A 16,668-nucleotide genomic window follows, 5' to 3' on the forward strand; every position below is an offset into this window, starting at 1 on the left:
CCGGCATCCACACATAAGAAGTTGCACCCGAAGCAGTGAGTGTAGCAGAACCACCAACGCAAATTGCCGCAGCAGATGTATTTGCAGTTACGCTGGGCAGCGGATTCACTGTTACAGCAACAGTAGCCGTTGACGAACAGCCAAACGAGTTTGTTCCGGTTACGGTGTAGGTAGTGGTAGCAGTCGGTGAAACAGAAACAGACGAACCCGTTAAGTTACCGGGCATCCACACGTATGAAGCAGCACCGTTAGCAGTGAGTGTAGCAGAACCACCTACGCAGATTGCAGAAGCAGATGTATTGGTGGTAACTGCAGGTCGAGGATTTACGATTACAGTTACTGTGGTTGTTCCGGTGCATCCCTGAGCGTTTGTTCCGGTTACGGTGTAAGTAGTGTTAGCAGTCGGCGAAACAGAAACAGTAGCGCCGGTTAAGTTACCCGGCATCCACACATAAGTAGATGCGCCGCTTGCAGTGAGTTGCGTTGTACTTCCGGCGCAGATGGTGGCTGGTGCTGCACTGGCTGTAATTTGAATATTGGGCGATACAGTGATCGTGCGGGTTGCAGTGTTGGTACAGCCGTTTGCACCGGTGCCCGTAACTGTGTAGGTAGTAGTGGTGGCCGGATTAACCGTAATCGACGAACCACTTAAGTTGCCGGGCTGCCATACATAAGAAACAGCTGTTCCGCTAGCCGTAATGGTTACCGGACTGCCAGCGCAAATTGTGGTTGCAGTGGCTGTGGTGCTGATTGTGGGGCGGGGCAATACGGTTACCGTAACAGTGGCCGAAGAAGAGCATCCGGTTACTGAGTTGGTTCCGTTTACGGTGTAGGTAGTGGTTGATGTGGGAGAAACCGAAATGCTGGCACCGGTTTGATTGCCCGGCAGCCAGATATAGTTTGTGGCTCCTGTTGCGGAGAGTGTAGTGCTTGAACCGGCACAAATACTTGCCGGACTGGCGTTTACTGTAAGTGCCGGATTGGGATTTACTACAACGTTAACTGTGGCAGTGGCTGTGCAACCATTGCTCGCGGTGCCCGTTACTGTATAGGTTGTGGTGGAAGTGGGGTAGAGTACAACCGAAGATCCGGTAAGGTTGCCCGGCTGCCACACATACGTTGATGCACCGGTGGCGGTGAGGGTTACACCTTCGCCTGCGCAAATCGGATTTTTATCGGCAGCAGCTGTTACCGTGGGACCGGTGGTTACCGTAATGGTGCGGGTTGCAGTGTTGGTACAGCCGTTGGCACCGGTGCCGGTTACCGTATAGGTAGTGGTGGAGGTTGGTGAAACGGTTATGGAAGAACCGCTAAGGTTACCCGGTTGCCATACATAGGATACTGCAGTACCGCTGGCTGAAATAGTAACCGGATTGCCTGCACAGGTACTTGTGGCGCTGGCTGTGGTAGAAACAGTAGGCCTGGGAAGCACAGTTACCAGAACAGAAGCTGTAGAAGTACAGCCGGTTGCCGAATTTGTGCCGCTCACCGTGTATGTTGTAGTAGAACTAGGCGATACTGAAATCGTAGCCGAAGTTTGGTTGTTGTTCAGCCAGATATAGTTGGTGGCTCCACTTGCAGTAAGAGTGGTGGATGAACCCTGGCATATAGTGGCCGGATTGGCCGTAGCCGTAACCGAAGGTGTGGGATAAACTGTAATGGTAATTGTACTTGTTCCCGTACAACCTGCCGAAGTGGTTCCGGTAACCGTATAAGTTGTGGTGGTCATCGGATTGAAGAAAACAGATGAGCCGCTTAGGTTACCCGGTTGCCATACATAAGTTGCTGCACCGGTTGCAGAAAGTGTTACACCTTCACCGGCACAAATTGGATTTTTACTGGCAGTTATGCTGATGTTTGCGTTTGTGTTGGATACCGTAATGGTGCGCGTAGCCGTTCGGGTACATCCATTGGCTCCTGTACCGGTAACGGTGTACGTGGTGGTAGCCGTTGGACTAACCGTAATGGATGATCCACTAAGGTTTCCCGGCTGCCATACATAAGAAACTGCTGTTCCGCTGGCGGTTAAGGTTACCTGACCTCCCTGACAGATTGTAGTTGCGGAGGCAGTGGTGCTTACCGTTGGTCGCGGCAATACCGTAACGGTTACTGTTGATGTAGAAGTACAACCGGTTGAAGAGTTTGTACCGCTAACCGTATAGGTTGTGGTGGAAGTGGGAGAAACCGTAATGGTTGAACCGCTTTGGTTGTTGTTCAGCCAGATATAGTTTGATGCTCCGGTTGCAGTAAGCGTGGTTGATGAGCCGGCGCAAATGCTTGCAGGGCTTGCTGTTGCTGTGAGCGTAGGATTCGGATTTACCACAACGGTTACCGTTGCGGTGTTGGTACAGCCGTTTGATGCGGTGCCGGTTACAGTGTAAGTCGTGGTTGTGCTTGGATAACGTACTACTGACGATCCGGTAAAGTTGCCCGGCTGCCATACATAACTCGAAGCACCCGATGCCGATAAGGTTACCCCTTCGCCTGTACAGATGTAATTTTTATCGGCCCAGGCCGTTACGTTGGGACGAGGGTTTACACAAAGACTGGCATAGTTTGTACTTCCGCAACACCATTGATTGCCAAAGCTAAGTGCATAATACATGCCGTTGAGCGACATCGGCACGTTGTTGATGGTGAGTGTAGCGGTGGTTACACCTGAGTAGGTAGCGTTGTTCGATAAAGCTACCCAGCTGCTTGTGCTGTTATTCCAGTAAAACCACTGGTAACTTACTGAACTGGCGTTACTCAACGTAGCCGAAAAAACAGCCTGAGACCCCTGACAGACAGTTTGATTGACCGGTTGCTGAAGAACAGTTGGGCAGCAAATATTTACACTCAGGCAAGCATAGTTGGTGCTTGCACAGCACCACTGGTTGCCTACACTCAAAATGTAATAGGTGCCATTCAACGACTGCGGTACGTTGTTAATCGTAAGCGTAGCCGTGGTGACACCTGAATAAGTGGAGTTGTTCGATAATGCCACCCAGTTGTTGGCACTATTGCTCCAATAATACCACTGATAACCTGTTGCATTCGTTACCGAGGCAGAAAATACAGCCTGATTGCCCACGCAAACTGTTTGATTAACAGGCTGCTGAACAATTGTCGGGCAGGTAGCATTGGCAAATAACGGAAGAAAAACTACAGAAAGGATCAGGGAAATCCTTCTGAGAAATTGGAAATGGTTGGGGCCCATTTTAAAAGATTTAGGTCTTTGAAAAAAGAGTTTTCGGGGGCGAAATTAGCCCATTAAAAGATGAAAGGCAATAGTTCGTCCTTAATATTCACATTAAGCGGTTAAAAACTTAGCAAAGGTTGAAACATAAATGGTGCAACATGCGTAAGGCCGTGGGTTTTATGTACGCAAAGAGAGATATGGATATGCTTTAAGTTGCTGTTTTTCAGCATGTAATAAAAAATCGGGCGCCGGATGATTTTTCCGGCGCCCGATTTTTTGGTGTGAATAAAACTGCGATTAATGGTTTACCATGAATCTGATATTTGCAGTTTCCCCTGTGCATGTTTGATAACGGATCAGGTATAATCCCGAGTTGAACCGGCTTACATCAAGTTGAGTTCTTGTGGATGTAATTTGCTGGCGGAATACCACCTGACCAAGTTCATTTACAACTTCCATCTGTCCGTTTCCGGTTGTTTCCACAACTAGTATTTCAGAAGCGGGGTTGGGATAAGCCTGAATGGTAAGCGAATTATCAATTCCCGACACATTCATACACGGATCCACCAGTATTGAATCAGTTACTGTGGCTGAGCAGCCATTTGTATCCGTATAGAAATAGTTGATACCTGCCATACCAGCAGATGCAGCAGCCGGATCAAATGTAGTACCGCTTACACCGGGGCCGCTGAAAGAACCACCAGCCGGTGTGGCAAGTAAAGTAATCGGAGCATCATCCACACAAATAAATTGCGGAACGCTGAAGCTGACTACCGGAGGAGTAAACAGGGTAACAGCTACCGTATCGGTTGTGCTGCAGCCATTCACAGGGTCAAGTACGGTAAGCGCCAGCGTATCACTTTGTGCGGCATATACAATGCACTGTGTGGTTGAACCTGTGCTCCAGGTATAGAGGTAGTTTCCTGCAGGGCCGCAAAGTGTAAGCGATGTGGCGCAGGCAACAGTGTCATTAAAGCTGATTACCGGCGAAGCATTGATGATAATGCTTACTGAATCAATGCTGCTGCATGAACCACTTGAATCGGTAACCGTAAGTACATAAGTACCAGTGCTGCTTACCGCATAATTCTGCGTGGTGGTGCTGTCCTGCCAGCTGTACATCCATGCACCTGCGGGACCGCTCAGGGTTACCGGAGCTGATGATGAGCAGTAGCTTGTATCAGCACCAAGTGTAAACACAGGCTGCGGAGCAACGGTAAGTGTGAAGAGTACGGAGTCTGAGCAGCCTGCACTGTCAGTAACTGTTACAGTGTAAGACGAAGTTACCGAAGGTGCTACCGAAATGCTTGAACCGCTTTGCATGACCGGCATCCAGTTAATAACCGGTGCTATGGTTGTAGAGGCTACAGTTGCTGAGAGCACAGCAGTATCTCCGGCACAAAGCACCGCCGGGTTTGAACTCACACTGAGACCCAGCGCCGGCGGTTGGGTAATGGTTACTGTTTGCTGTGTGCTGCAACCGTTAGCGTCGGTTACAGTTACCACATAAGTACCAGCCGAAAGGCCCGTCACCGCGTTGGTGCTGTCGCCATTGGGCTGCCAGATGAATGTGAGTGTACCGGTTCCGCCTGTGGCTGAAACAGTGGCTGCACCATCGCTAAGACCAAAGCACGATACATTGGTTTGCGAACTAATACTTGTGCTGAGGGCAGCAGGTTGCGTAATGGTAGCAGTTGCAGTAGATACACAGCCGTTTGAATCTGTTACCGTGCACACATAACTGCCGGCCGGTAAGCCGCTTTCGGTGGCGGCATTTCCGCCCGACGACCAGCTATATGTGTAGCTGCCTGAGCCACCTGTGGCTGCAACTAAAGCAGTTGCTGTGCTGTCGCCGTTGCAAAGCGGTGTGGTTGTTGATACAATGCTTGTCACCAGTTGCGGAGGCTGTGTTACAGTTACTGTTTGTGCAAATGTGCAGCCGTTGCCATCGGTAATGGTGCAGGTGTATGTGCCCGCTCCGATTCCACTTGCCGTAGGCAGGTTACCACCCGAAGGCGACCAGCTGTAAGTTAGCGTGGCTGTTCCGGTGGCAGTTACCGTTGCCGAACCATTGGTGCCGCCATTACACAACGGTGAAGTGCTGCTTACCGATGTAACTACCGGCAATGCATTTATCGTAACCGTAATTCCCACTGCAGCCGAATCCGAACAACCATTCAGGTTGGTCTTCATCAGGTTATATACTCCTGCAAGGGTGGCTGTATAAGTATTGGAAGTAGCACCCGGAATAATTACGCCGTTACGGTACCACTGACTAGTGCCACCCGTTGAACCGCTAAGCAGCGTGCTGCCGCCGGCACAGAATGAACTGTTACCGCTAAGCGTTACTACCGGACGCGGATTTACAGTAACCAGCACCGTGCGTGTGCCTGTGCAGCCTGATGCGTCGGTTATGGTTAACGTGTACGTAGTAGTGGTAGCAGGTGTAACTACCGGTGAAGGCCCGGTAAGGTTGCCCGGCTGCCAGTTGTAGTTATAGGGCGATGAGCCGCCAGAGCCTGAACCATTGAGGGTTGATGAGCTACCCTGACAAATTACAGAAGGCGTGGCTGTGGCTGTACCCACAACTGCCGTAGGTTGTGTGATGTTGAATGTTTGTGTAGCCGTGCAACCGTTCGCATCGGTCACGGTGCAGGTCCAGCTTCCGGCTGTGAGACCGGTTACTGAGGTGGTGCCGTCGCCGGTGGGATTGCCGGGTGTCCAGTTGTAGGTATAACCGCCAGCGCCACCGGTGGGTGTGTTAACGGATGCTGCACCGTTGTTTCCGCCGTTGCAGGAAATGTTGGTTTGCGAAGCTGGTGTAACCACAAGTGCCGGGGGCTGCGTAATGTTAAATGTGCGGGTAGCCGTGCAACCATTTGCATCGGTAACTGTGCAGGTCCATGTGCCGGCGGTTAGGCCGGTTACAGCCACAGTGCCGTCGCCTGTAGGGTTGCCGGGTGTCCAGTTGTAGGTGTAGCCACCAACGCCTCCTGTTGCAGCAGATACGGAAGCCGCGCCGTTATTTCCGCCAAAGCACGAAATATTGGTTTGCGAGGCTGCATTCAGTACAATGACTGTGGGCTGTGTAATATTAAACGTTTGTGTAGCCGTACAGCCGTTGGCATCAGTAACTGTACAGGTCCAGCTTCCGGCGGTGAGACCGGTTACTGCCGTTGTTCCGTCGCCAGTGGGGTTGCCCGGCGTCCAGTTGTAGGTATATCCGCCAGCACCACCGGTGGGTGTGTTAATTGATGCTGCACCGTTGCTTCCGCCGTTGCAGGAAATGTTGGTTTGCGAAGCAGCAGTTACTACAATCGCTCCCGGCTGTGTAATGTTAAACGTGCGGGTGGCCGTACAACCATTAGCATCAGTAACCGTGCAGGTCCAGGTGCCGGCGGTGAGTCCGGTTACCGAAACGGTGCCGTCGCCGGTGGGATTGCCCGGTGTCCAGTTATAAGTATAACCACCAGCTCCGCCTGTAGCCGCCGTTACGGAAGCTGCACCGTTATTTCCGCCGAAGCAGGAGATATTGGTTTGCGAGGCTGCATTAAGTACAATGGCTGTGGGCTGGGTGATGTTGAAGGTTTGTGTGGCTGTACACGCGTTTGCATCGGTTACGGTGCATGTCCATGAGCCGGCGGTGAGTCCGGTTACAGATACAGTACCGTCGCCTGTTGGGTTGCCGGGCGTCCAGTTGTAGGTATAACCACCAGCGCCGCCTGTGGGCGTGTTAATTGCTGCCGCACCATTGTTTCCGCCGTTGCATGAAATATTGGTTTGCGAAGCCGCAGTTACCACAAGCGCGGTAGGCTGTGTAATGTTAAAGGTTTGTGTGGCTGTGCAGGCATTAGCGTCGGTTACGGTGCAGGTCCAGCTTCCGGCGGTGAGTCCGGTTACAGATACCGTACCGTCGCCTGTGGGGTTGCCCGGCGTCCAGTTGTAAGAATATCCGCCAGCACCACCGGTGGGTGTGTTGATTGATGCAGCCCCATTATTTCCGCCATTGCAGGAAATATTGGTTTGCGAAGCAGCTGTAACCACAATCGCCGTAGGGCTGGTAATGTTGAATGTTTGTGCAGCGGTACAACCGTTGGCATCCGTAACCGTGCAGGTCCATGAACCGGCTGTAAGTCCGGTTACCGATGTGGTGCCGTCGCCAGTTGGGTTGCCGGGCGTCCAGTTATAGGTATAGGGGCCGGTTCCGCCGGTAGCTGCATTTACGGCAGCTGCGCCGGTATTGCCGCCAAAGCAGGCCACGTTGGTTTGCGAAAGCGCAGTAAGCGACGGACCTGAAACGGTGGTCACGTTAACCGTGCGTGTAATTACGCAGGCATTTGCATCGGTAATCGTGCAGGTATAGTTGCCAGTACCCAGGCCGGTAGCAGTAGCGTTTGTGCCGCCACTGGGTGCCCAGCTGTAGGTATAACCGCCCGCACCGCCGCTCACGCCCGATACTGTTGCTGTGCCGGTATTGGCCGTGCAGGAAGTGGGGGTAGATGAAATGCTGGCCGTAATCGCAGTGGGTTGGGTAATGTTGAATGTTTGTGTGGCGGTGCAAGCGTTTGCATCTGTCACTGTGCAGGTCCATGAACCTGCGGTGAGGCCGGTTACAGATACCGTACCGTCGCCGGTGGGGTTGCCGGGTGTCCAGTTGTACGTGTAGCCACCGGCACCTCCCGTGGGTGTGTTAATAGAAGCTGCACCATTATTGCCGCCGTTGCACGAAATATTGGTTTGCGAAGCCGCCGTAACCACAAGCGCGGTGGGCTGTGTGATGTTGAATGTCTGAGTGGCTGTACAGGCATTGGCATCGGTCACCGTGCAGGTCCATGAACCCGCAGTGAGGCCGGTTACTGATACTGTGCCGTCGCCGGTAGGATTGCCGGGCGTCCAGTTGTAGGTGTATCCGCCGGCACCGCCGGTGGGTGTGTTAATAGAAGCTGCACCATTATTTCCGCCGTTGCAGGAAATATTGGTTTGTGAAGCCGCAGTAACCACAATGGCTGTGGGTTGTGTGATGTTGAATGTTTGTGAGGCGGTGCAACTGTTTGCATCGGTCACGGTGCAGGTCCATGAACCTGCGGTGAGTCCGGTTACAGATACCGTACCGTCTCCGGTGGGGTTGCCCGGCGTCCAGTTGTAGGAATATCCACCTGCACCGCCGGTGGGTGTATTAATCGCTGCCGCGCCGGTGTTGCCGCCAAAGCAGGCCACGTTGGTTTGCGAAGCCGCAGTAACCACAAGCGCGGTGGGCTGTGTAATGTTGACTGTTTGTGTAGCCGTGCAACTGTTTGCATCGGTCACTGTGCAGGTCCATGAACCTGCGGTGAGTCCGGTTACAGAAACTGTTCCGTCGCCGGTGGGGTTGCCGGGTGTCCAGTTGTAGGTGTATCCGCCCGCGCCGCCTGTGGGTGTGTTAATAGAAGCCGCGCCATTGTTTCCGCCAAAGCACGAAATATTGGTTTGCGAAGCCGGCGTCACCACAAGCGCTGTGGGCTGTGTGATGTTGAATGTTTGTGTGGCCGTGCATGAGTTTGCATCAGTTACGGTGCAGGTCCATGAACCTGCGGTGAGGCCTGTAACAGATACAGTTCCGTCGCCGGTTGGGTTTCCGGGTGTCCAGTTGTAGGTGTATCCTCCAGCGCCGCCCGTGGGTGTGTTAATAGAAGCCGCACCGTTGTTTCCGCCGTTACAAGAAATATTGGTTTGCGAAGCCGGCGTCACCACAAGTGCTGTGGGCTGTGTAATGTTGAATGTGCGGGTGGCTGTACAACTGTTGGCATCAGTTACGGTACAGGTCCACGTGCCGGCTGTAAGTCCGCTTACCGACACAGTACCATCGCCCGTCGGATTGCCGGGTGTCCAGTTGTAGGTGAACCCTCCTGCACCACCTGTGGGTGTGTTAATGGATGCCGCGCCATTGCTTCCGCCAAAGCACGAAATATTGGTTTGCGAAGCCGGTGTAACTACAATTGCCGAAGGCTGGGTAATGTTAAACGTTTGTGTGGCCGTGCAGCCAATATTGTCTGTAACTGTGCAAGTCCACGAGCCGGCGGTTAGACCGCTGACTGAGGTGGTACCGTCGCCAACCGGGTTTCCGGGTGTCCAGTTGTAAGAGTAAGGGCTTACACCTCCGCCTGCAGGGTTAACCTGTGCAGCACCGTTGGTACCGCCGTTGCAGGAAATATTAATCTGTGATAAAGGCGTAAGCGATGGATTGGAAACGGTTAAGGTTGCATTTGAAGAGGTAGTGCTGCAAGGACTTTGCTGCGCAAGTACACGATAAATACAACCGTTCATTCCGGCTGTGGCACCTGTAATGGTAAGTGTAGCCGTAGTGGCTCCGCTATACACACCACCATTGGTTACGTTGGTAAAGCCGCTGCCGCAATTTACCTGCCACTGATAAGATGTAGCACCGGTAGCAGCTACGCTAAAGCTGGTATTGCCATTGGCACATACTGATGTATTGGAAGGCTGAGTGGTGATTACCGGATTTGAACAGGCCGGTGCTTCAAAAAGGCGGAAATTATCAACCGCAATTTCTTCTGACGCAGAACCATTGCTCAAAAAACTAACACGAAGATCAAGCGTAGTGCCCGTGGTGGGAATGTTAAAAATAAATTCCTGAAATCCATATCCCAGCGCCGTTCCATCACCTATAAGGTCATTATTGTTGTCCTGATTAAGCGTGGTTGTACTGCCGGAAGCCGCATTGGCATAAAAGGCAAGTCCCTTTACAAATCCCCCGCCGTCAATCTGATACTCTACAACCAAATAATCCTGATTGGCTCCAAAAACAATTGATTCCCAGGTGCCACCAAGAGAACCGTTCGCCGCGAGTAAACCTCTGAAGGATAGACCCGTTCTGCCAGAAATATTTATCCCCGACCAGGTTACATTCTGAGCCGGGCTGATAGACGTATTTACGCAGCTGGGACCGGCATCAATATCTTCGCAGGCCCAGAATTTGGAGCCCTGAAAGCTGTTGTAAGTGCCCGATTGTGTAGCAATACCGGCTACATCAGTTCTGAAAAAGTAACTTGTTGAAGGCGATCCGCACGAAAAGCTTTGTGAGGGAGTGCGTGCTCCTGAACTGGGCGCACCTACATCTTCGAAAGTGTCTGACCAGAACTGGGTCTGCGACCAGCTGAACTGATAAATCAGCAGGAGTGCAAGTGTAATAATCTTTCTCATTCGGTTTGATTATTATTTATAAAGGGTTTTGCAAAGATATACTTATTCGCGCTGGCCAAAACTGCGTATTATTACCTGCTTACGTGTTGCCAAATAGTTATGCTTTAAATCAGCAAACATTAGGCAGAAAAACGAAAACCGGGCTTTAATTTTGAAGCGCGTGATGAAATAGTGGTAATCCCTGTCTCATCGGAAAGTATATAAATGTATAAAACCTGATTGTCGATGCAAGCAGCTTTTATATGGGTATTCGTAATTTCAAGAATGGTTCCCGCTGCAGCCTGATGTGCTTCGTCTGCGTATGAAGTAGCCAGAATTTTTACGGGCTTGCCCATAAGAATTGTATCGGCGCCCTGATTCCAGGGATTGCATGCTCTTACAAGGGCATCAATTTCATCGGCACACATGTAATCCCAGCGTATGAGTGTATCGGTCAGTTCAGGATAAGCATAGTATCTGGCCTCGTTATCGTCTTGCGGGGAGGTGAGGAGTGAAGTTGAAAATTCGAGCATTTGTGCGGTATTCAGCGCTGCCAGCGCACAGCGGTCAGACAAGCGTGCGGCCAGGCTGCCGAATGTATCTTCAGCCAGTACCGGCACTGATTCCGTGAAGAGCATATCGCCTTTGTCGAAATGTTCGTTCATCAGATGCACTGAAATAGCCGATGCTGTTTCGCGTGAGCGGATCACTTCAAAAATAGGCATTGCTCCGCGGAATGCGGGTAAGGGGCCGGTGTGGAAATTAATAAAGCGCTGAGGATGCAGTGAAAGCAACTCGCTGCTCAGACGAAATGGGAAACAAACAGAAAATACCGCATCTGCTTTCAGTTCCTTAAGCCAGTCGGTCAGTTTGCTTTCTTCGTTGCGTGAGCGGATGTTTATATACGGAATGTTGGAGGGAGATAATCCTGCTTCGAGGCTTTGTACAACGGTCTTTTCTGCCTTGCCGGTGGCTACACCGCAAAGGTATTTTTCAAAGCCAAGCAACTGAATGGCCGGATATGCAAATCGTCCACCGCAAAGCAGTGCTATTCTGGGTTTCTGATCCATTAGTTGCAGGCATAACTGTTATACCATCCCGACATGTTTTGTTCAAGATCGCTGATTGAAAGAAAATCGAGCGCTTCTTTCACATTATTTACCTCACCGGTAATGTGTAAACGACAAAAGCCTTTTTCATCTTCTTCAAGTTTCACTTCATACATAGGCCCGAAGCTTTGGTTAGTGGCCTGATGGAACTGAACAAGACCGCGCGGTGTGTGGAATGTTGCGGCCTTAATTTCTTCTGATGCAGCAGCCACATCGTTTTTGTGCACTTTAACTGCTTCAAGTGCAATTACGCAAAGAGCAGCACCTTCCCAGCCAAGAAGTGAGAAGAGCGAGGCTTCGCGTCCGGCATCTTCCATGGCTTTGCAAAAAGCCTTGTTTTGCGCATTGTCAAGCTGCTTGCTCCAGGTAGCCACCCCTTTTACGCTGCTGCCCGGAAAAACAGCACGTGCAAGCATTGTTTCTTCGAGGCTGAACGGAGCCAGATATACCGGCGGGGCGTTTTCAGGAAAATACTCCCTGATTCCGCGAAAATACCATTCACAGAAATCGCCGCTGAATAATGAAAGCAAACAGGTATCCGGATGTGAGGAAAGATAGCCGGGCAGTGGAGCCATTGTGAAATCCTGCTGCGTATAGCCTGTAACATGATTAAATGCCATTTCACCGCCGCCCTGCATAAATCCGTTTACCAGCGCATAGGTATGCAAATAGCCGCCATCATAATATCCGGTTACCATTGCTCCTTTTCTGAAACCATCCTTCAGCGCCATTTGTGCAATAAGGTATGCGCCGGCCGAATTATTTAAAGAATGGTAAAGAATATTGGGGCTTGCCGGCCATTCGAGCGGCATGTTGGCTCCTGAATCGAGTACGATAAGCAAACGTTTGGCGGCCAGAAACAACGGGCGCAGCAGTTGTGCCGTTCGCTGACACACGTAGGCGAGTACAACCGTTGCATTTTCTTCGAGAAGGAGCTTTTCGGCACTTCGGTAGCACTGTTGTTTTTCGGCACCGAATCCGATATTTTCAGTCACCACACGTACATCATCAAGGCCGTTTGCACGAAGCCCTGAACGCAGTCCTTCAATCATATCGAAACTCATGGTTTCGTAATAGCTGGAGCGGGGTAATAGTATTCCTATTGTAGGCATACGCGATTATACAGAAAAAAGGAAACACGGCATCAGCCGTGCTCCCTTTTATTGTGTTGTAAAATTAATTGCGTGAAGGGAAAATTCCTTCCACTGCAATTGAATAATTGAGAACAAGATAAGGATTCATTATCGAAAACGGGAAACCGCTTCCGGTTATATCTGTTGTTCCTGAAATTACCGCACCTCCTGTAAATACATTCGGTGTGGCGCCGTTTCCGGAATACACCGAAGCACCTGCCGTTGCCGGGAAGTTGTTTACCGGCGACTGTTCATCAGCCGAAGCTGTGGAGGCTTGAATTTTTACACTAACCTGAGACAGTGTGTGAATGTGAGCCGGCATATTGGCCGTTGTCATTGTGGCTGTAGGAGAACCTGCGGCCTCGCCTAATGTATAATCCGGCAAGCCCGGACCCTGTCCCTGACCAATGGGTATACGACCCTGAAGATCGGGGAGTTTAAAAGTCTGTATGCCGTCGCCACCGTAGGTAGTGCCAAGCAATGCATAAAGAGCTGAATATTGTGCAATAGAAAGCGTTTGGCCTGCACAAAGCATATATCCTCGCGGGGCAAAATAAAACCCTAAGGTTTTTATTTCGCCGAGAAATGGTTCTGTGGACATGTTTTTTTGTTTTGTAAATAATAAATACTTTTTCTTTCGTGCAGTGAATTAGTTGCGGCTCGGGAAAATTCCGTAAGTAGCAATGCAGTAGTTCAGAACGAGGTACGGGTTCATTACGGATATCGGTGAATTGGAACCCGAAATATCGGTGGTGCCTCCAATTGTAGCGCCACCGGTAAAGGTGTTGGCGGTGGGGCCATTGCCGCTGTAAATAGAAGCACCTGCCACTGCCGGGAAGTTGCCTGCTGCAGCCTGCTCATCGGCAGAGTCTGAAGAGGCCTGAAGTTTTACCTGAGCACTGTGCAAACTGTGTATGTGTGCAGGAAGATTGGATGTAAGCAGGGTTACTGTGGGTGTACCCGAAACTTCACCAATGGTGTGTGAAGGCAGGCCCGGACCTGTGCCCTGACCAATAGCCATGCGGCCGCGCAGGTCGGGAAGTGCAAATGTGGTTTGACCATTACCGCCATAAGTGGTGCCAAGCAAAGCGAATAAAGCCGAGTTTGAGGCTATTGACAGAATTTGCCCTGAACAAAACATGTACATTTTTGGGGCAAAGTTGAAGCCGAAAAGTTTGATCTCTCCGATAAAAGGTTCTGTTGACATAATTTTTTTTAGTTAGAGGTTTAAGATTTCTGGATTGTGCTAAAAGTATTGGTGTTGTACGGGATTATTGCGCGCATTTATACCCGTTTTAAACGCTTAGTTTTCAACAGACGTCCAGGATAGCCGTCTTTACTGTATTCTTAACGCTGTATAGCACCAAAAATAATTTAGCCTTAATTTTAGCCTGTGTCAGATTCTATTCCTCAATACACTACTTCATTACAGCTTCCGCTGAACTGGAATTCCCAATTCCTGCAAGCCGATTTACAAAAGGCACTGGAGGCGGAGTGGGGCAGCCATTACAACACCAAAGATTATTCGGGCCACTGGAGCAGTATTGCCCTTTATTCGGCTTCGGGTAAGTTGAATGATGTGCTGGCATTACCTGCCGATAAGTTTTATCCTACGCCGCTGCTTGAGCAATGTCCCTATTTCAAACAATTGCTCGATGAGCTGAAATTTGAAAAGGAGGCTGTGCGTTTACTTTGTCTTCAGGCCGGAAGCATGGTGCATCCGCACCGCGACCCCGGCCTGGCTTACCGGTTTGGCTTTCTCAGGCTGCATATCCCGATCATCACTACAAGCGAAGTGGAATTTGAAGTAGATGGGAAATTACTCGATATGCAGCCCGGCACCTGCTGGTATGCCGATTTTGATGCTGTGCATGCAGTGCGCAATTACAGCGATACACACCGCATTCATCTGGTTGTGGATGGCAGGCGCAATGCATGGACCGACGAGCTTTTTGCGCGTGCAGGCTATGATTTTGCGGCCGAGCAGCAGCCCGAAGCTATAGACAAAACCACGCTTGAGCTGATGGTGGCCGAACTGCGCAGGCAAAACAACCCGGCTGCCGAAGCACTCATTGCAAAACTTACAGGCGGGCAATGAGTACGTGGTCTGAAACGTGGCTGCCTGTAAAATGGCTGCCCGAGGAAGGTTTGCTGCGCTGGATGCGGTTTGACGAACGGCCGTTTACCGAGCCGTTTTTCGATGAAACACTGGTGCGAAACCGGCTGCTGTTTGAGGCCAACCGGCAAAAGCGGCAAAGCGCAACAACTCCGCAATGGCTGATGCAATACGCCGCCGCTGCGGCACCGCCCGATCTGCTCATTTTTCATGTGTCGCGGTGCGGCTCTACGTTGCTGGCACAGCTGCTTGGCGGCGATGCCGATACGCAGGTGCTGGCCGAAGTACCTTTGCTCGATCAGCTGCTCATGCTCGCCGCCGCAAACGGACAGCCCGAAAGCCTTGAACTGGTGCGCGCGGCGGCGCATCTGCTGCGGCGCGGAAAACAACGCCTCATCGTAAAAACCGATTGCTGGCACCTGCTGCATTATCCGCTGCTGCGCCGCATCTGGCCCGATACACCCGCCGTTGTGCTGTTCCGCCACCCGGCCGAAATACTCCGCTCCCACCGCAAACAACCCGGCATGCATACCGTGCCAGGCTTTCTCTCTCAGCTTCAGTTGCCACGCATCAACCAGGCACAGCACCCCGATCCGTTTTTCGGCGAACTCATGTGCGCATTCTTCAATCAACTGATTACACTGCACACCGCCGCCCCCGAACTGCTACAGCTCAATTACAGCATCGGTGCCGAACAGCTTGCCGTGCAAGCTGCAAACCACGCCGGTTTCGCTCTCAGTAATTTGCAAATCGAACAAATAAAACAACGCGCCTTATTTAACGCAAAAAAACCGCAGCAGCATTTTACCGAACACCACGAAACAGCCGAAGCTCCCTCGTTTCTGCAAGAAGCCCTGCAGAAATTTCATGAACTTAATCAGATACTCAATCCATGAATAATGGCCTGCGCATAATCGATACTCGTTTTAGAACCTGAGTAATCAGGGTTACACGCATTCGAATTCTGATTGGCCAGCACATCATCATAATTCCAGATGAAGCCGCCCCTAAACTTCATCTGCTCCTCCCAGCCCTCAAAAATATACTCCACCTGTGCCGGAACAGAACCACAATTCGGTTGCGACGTATTGCAGCACCACAACCCCGGCACCGTAAACGCAACCCCGTCGAGTCCGGGTATGGTTTCCGAAATCATTCTGGCCCATACAATCGGACTGTTATCGCCGCCGCCAGCATAGCATTGCAAATTCATCCACAACACCGTAGGTTGGCTCGGAGAATAAAGTGCCTTTAACGCCTGTATCCAGCCAGGTAGATTCGAATATGGACAGAATGTAATGTTAATGCCCAATTCCTTCAGCATATTGCCAAACGCAATGATTGTTTCCACCCAGTTGTAGTTTATATCATAGGAAGAACTGAACTCCTCGCAGTCGAAATCAATAAAGCTGATACAGGGAAACTGTTGTTTTAATGCTGCAAAATTTTGATACAGTACCGTGTCGCTGCTTATCGCACCATCCACCACAAAATTGCTCCAGATGGTTTCGTAGTCCAAGCAACCACCCCCACCAATAGAAAGGCCGATTTGGGTGATATTTCCGTCCATAAGGCCTCTGAGTTGCTGGGGCCAGTCGCTGGGCCCCACATACACGCCATTGGAAATCATAATCAGGCCGCCATCGGAGGGATTGTTAAATACAATATCGCCCGTTTGCTGCCCCGCCACCGGCTCATACGCTCCCGGGCCCCGGCCTATGTGGGCCAGACCAAGAATCAGTGTGGTAAATCCGGATTTGGTAATGTCTAATGAATTTGTGCTGATATTGGCCGGGCCAAGTACATTTCCGGCATAAATGGCCGTATTAAAAGTAGTCATGGAGTAAGGATTTGTTTCTGCAAATACAACAAATCCGATTTTTCCGGACAACTATTACCAATCATAATTATTAAATAATTAAATGATTACGTATTTATACGAATATGGAT

Annotated in this window: 9 protein-coding genes; 2 read left to right on the plus strand and 7 right to left on the minus strand. The window is 50.8% G+C overall.

The annotated features are described in order from the left end of the window. From IM638_18745 to IM638_18770, 6 genes are all read right to left on the minus strand, one after another. On the minus strand, positions 1-3,073 hold a 3,073-nt coding region (locus tag IM638_18745; protein ID MCA6365076.1), incomplete at its 3' end, for a hypothetical protein. Positions 3,074-3,478: 405 nt separating this feature from the next. Then, on the minus strand, positions 3,479-10,381 hold the full coding sequence (locus IM638_18750) for a T9SS type A sorting domain-containing protein (protein ID MCA6365077.1): 6,903 nt from the start codon (positions 10,379-10,381) through the stop codon (positions 3,479-3,481). A gap of 119 nt (positions 10,382-10,500) precedes the next feature. After that, positions 10,501-11,430: a methionyl-tRNA formyltransferase gene (locus IM638_18755; GenBank protein ID MCA6365078.1), complete on the minus strand. Its 930-nt coding sequence runs from the start codon at positions 11,428-11,430 to the stop codon at positions 10,501-10,503. Further along, entirely contained in the window at positions 11,430-12,581 is a 1,152-nt protein-coding gene (locus IM638_18760; protein MCA6365079.1) for an ABC transporter substrate-binding protein, read from the minus strand. The genes IM638_18755 and IM638_18760 overlap by 1 nt, the downstream gene beginning before the upstream one ends. A 64-nt stretch (positions 12,582-12,645) precedes the next feature. Further along, positions 12,646-13,203 carry a phage tail protein gene (locus IM638_18765; GenBank protein ID MCA6365080.1) on the minus strand — a complete coding sequence of 186 codons (558 nt, stop codon included), beginning with the start codon at positions 13,201-13,203 and terminating at the stop codon, positions 12,646-12,648. A 48-nt stretch (positions 13,204-13,251) separates the two neighbouring features. Further along, positions 13,252-13,809, minus strand: a complete 558-nt coding sequence (locus IM638_18770; protein MCA6365081.1) for a phage tail protein — start codon at positions 13,807-13,809, stop codon at positions 13,252-13,254. 186 nt (positions 13,810-13,995) lie between these two features. Between IM638_18770 and IM638_18775 the strand changes: the two genes are divergently transcribed. Together IM638_18775 and IM638_18780 are read left to right on the plus strand one after the other, a co-directional pair. Next, entirely contained in the window at positions 13,996-14,700 is a 705-nt protein-coding gene (locus tag IM638_18775) for an aspartyl/asparaginyl beta-hydroxylase domain-containing protein (GenBank protein MCA6365082.1), read from the plus strand. Beyond that, positions 14,697-15,614 carry a hypothetical protein gene (locus IM638_18780; GenBank protein MCA6365083.1) on the plus strand — a complete coding sequence of 306 codons (918 nt, stop codon included), beginning with the start codon at positions 14,697-14,699 and terminating at the stop codon, positions 15,612-15,614. The genes IM638_18775 and IM638_18780 overlap by 4 nt, the downstream gene beginning before the upstream one ends. Here the strand turns inward: IM638_18780 and IM638_18785 are convergent. Then, positions 15,596-16,558, minus strand: coding sequence for a hypothetical protein (locus IM638_18785; GenBank protein MCA6365084.1), 963 nt, complete (start codon positions 16,556-16,558; stop codon positions 15,596-15,598). The genes IM638_18780 and IM638_18785 overlap by 19 nt on opposite strands. Between the last annotated feature and the right edge of the window lie 110 nt (positions 16,559-16,668).

It is taken from the genome of Bacteroidota bacterium (assembly GCA_020402865.1).
Classification (GTDB): Bacteria; Bacteroidota; Bacteroidia; order Palsa-965; family Palsa-965.

Excerpts from the sequence above, each read along its gene's own strand:
- IM638_18750 (MCA6365077.1), bottom strand. The coding sequence starts at position 10,381 with ATGAGAAAGATTATTACACTTGCACTCCTGCTGATTTATCAGTTCAGC.
- IM638_18755 (MCA6365078.1), bottom strand. The coding sequence starts at position 11,430 with ATGGATCAGAAACCCAGAATAGCACTGCTTTGCGGTGGACGATTTGCA.
- IM638_18760 (MCA6365079.1), bottom strand. The coding sequence starts at position 12,581 with ATGCCTACAATAGGAATACTATTACCCCGCTCCAGCTATTACGAAACC.
- IM638_18765 (MCA6365080.1), bottom strand. The coding sequence starts at position 13,203 with ATGTCCACAGAACCATTTCTCGGCGAAATAAAAACCTTAGGGTTTTAT.
- IM638_18770 (MCA6365081.1), bottom strand. The coding sequence starts at position 13,809 with ATGTCAACAGAACCTTTTATCGGAGAGATCAAACTTTTCGGCTTCAAC.
- IM638_18780 (MCA6365083.1), top strand. The coding sequence starts at position 14,697 with ATGAGTACGTGGTCTGAAACGTGGCTGCCTGTAAAATGGCTGCCCGAG.
- IM638_18785 (MCA6365084.1), bottom strand. The coding sequence starts at position 16,558 with ATGACTACTTTTAATACGGCCATTTATGCCGGAAATGTACTTGGCCCG.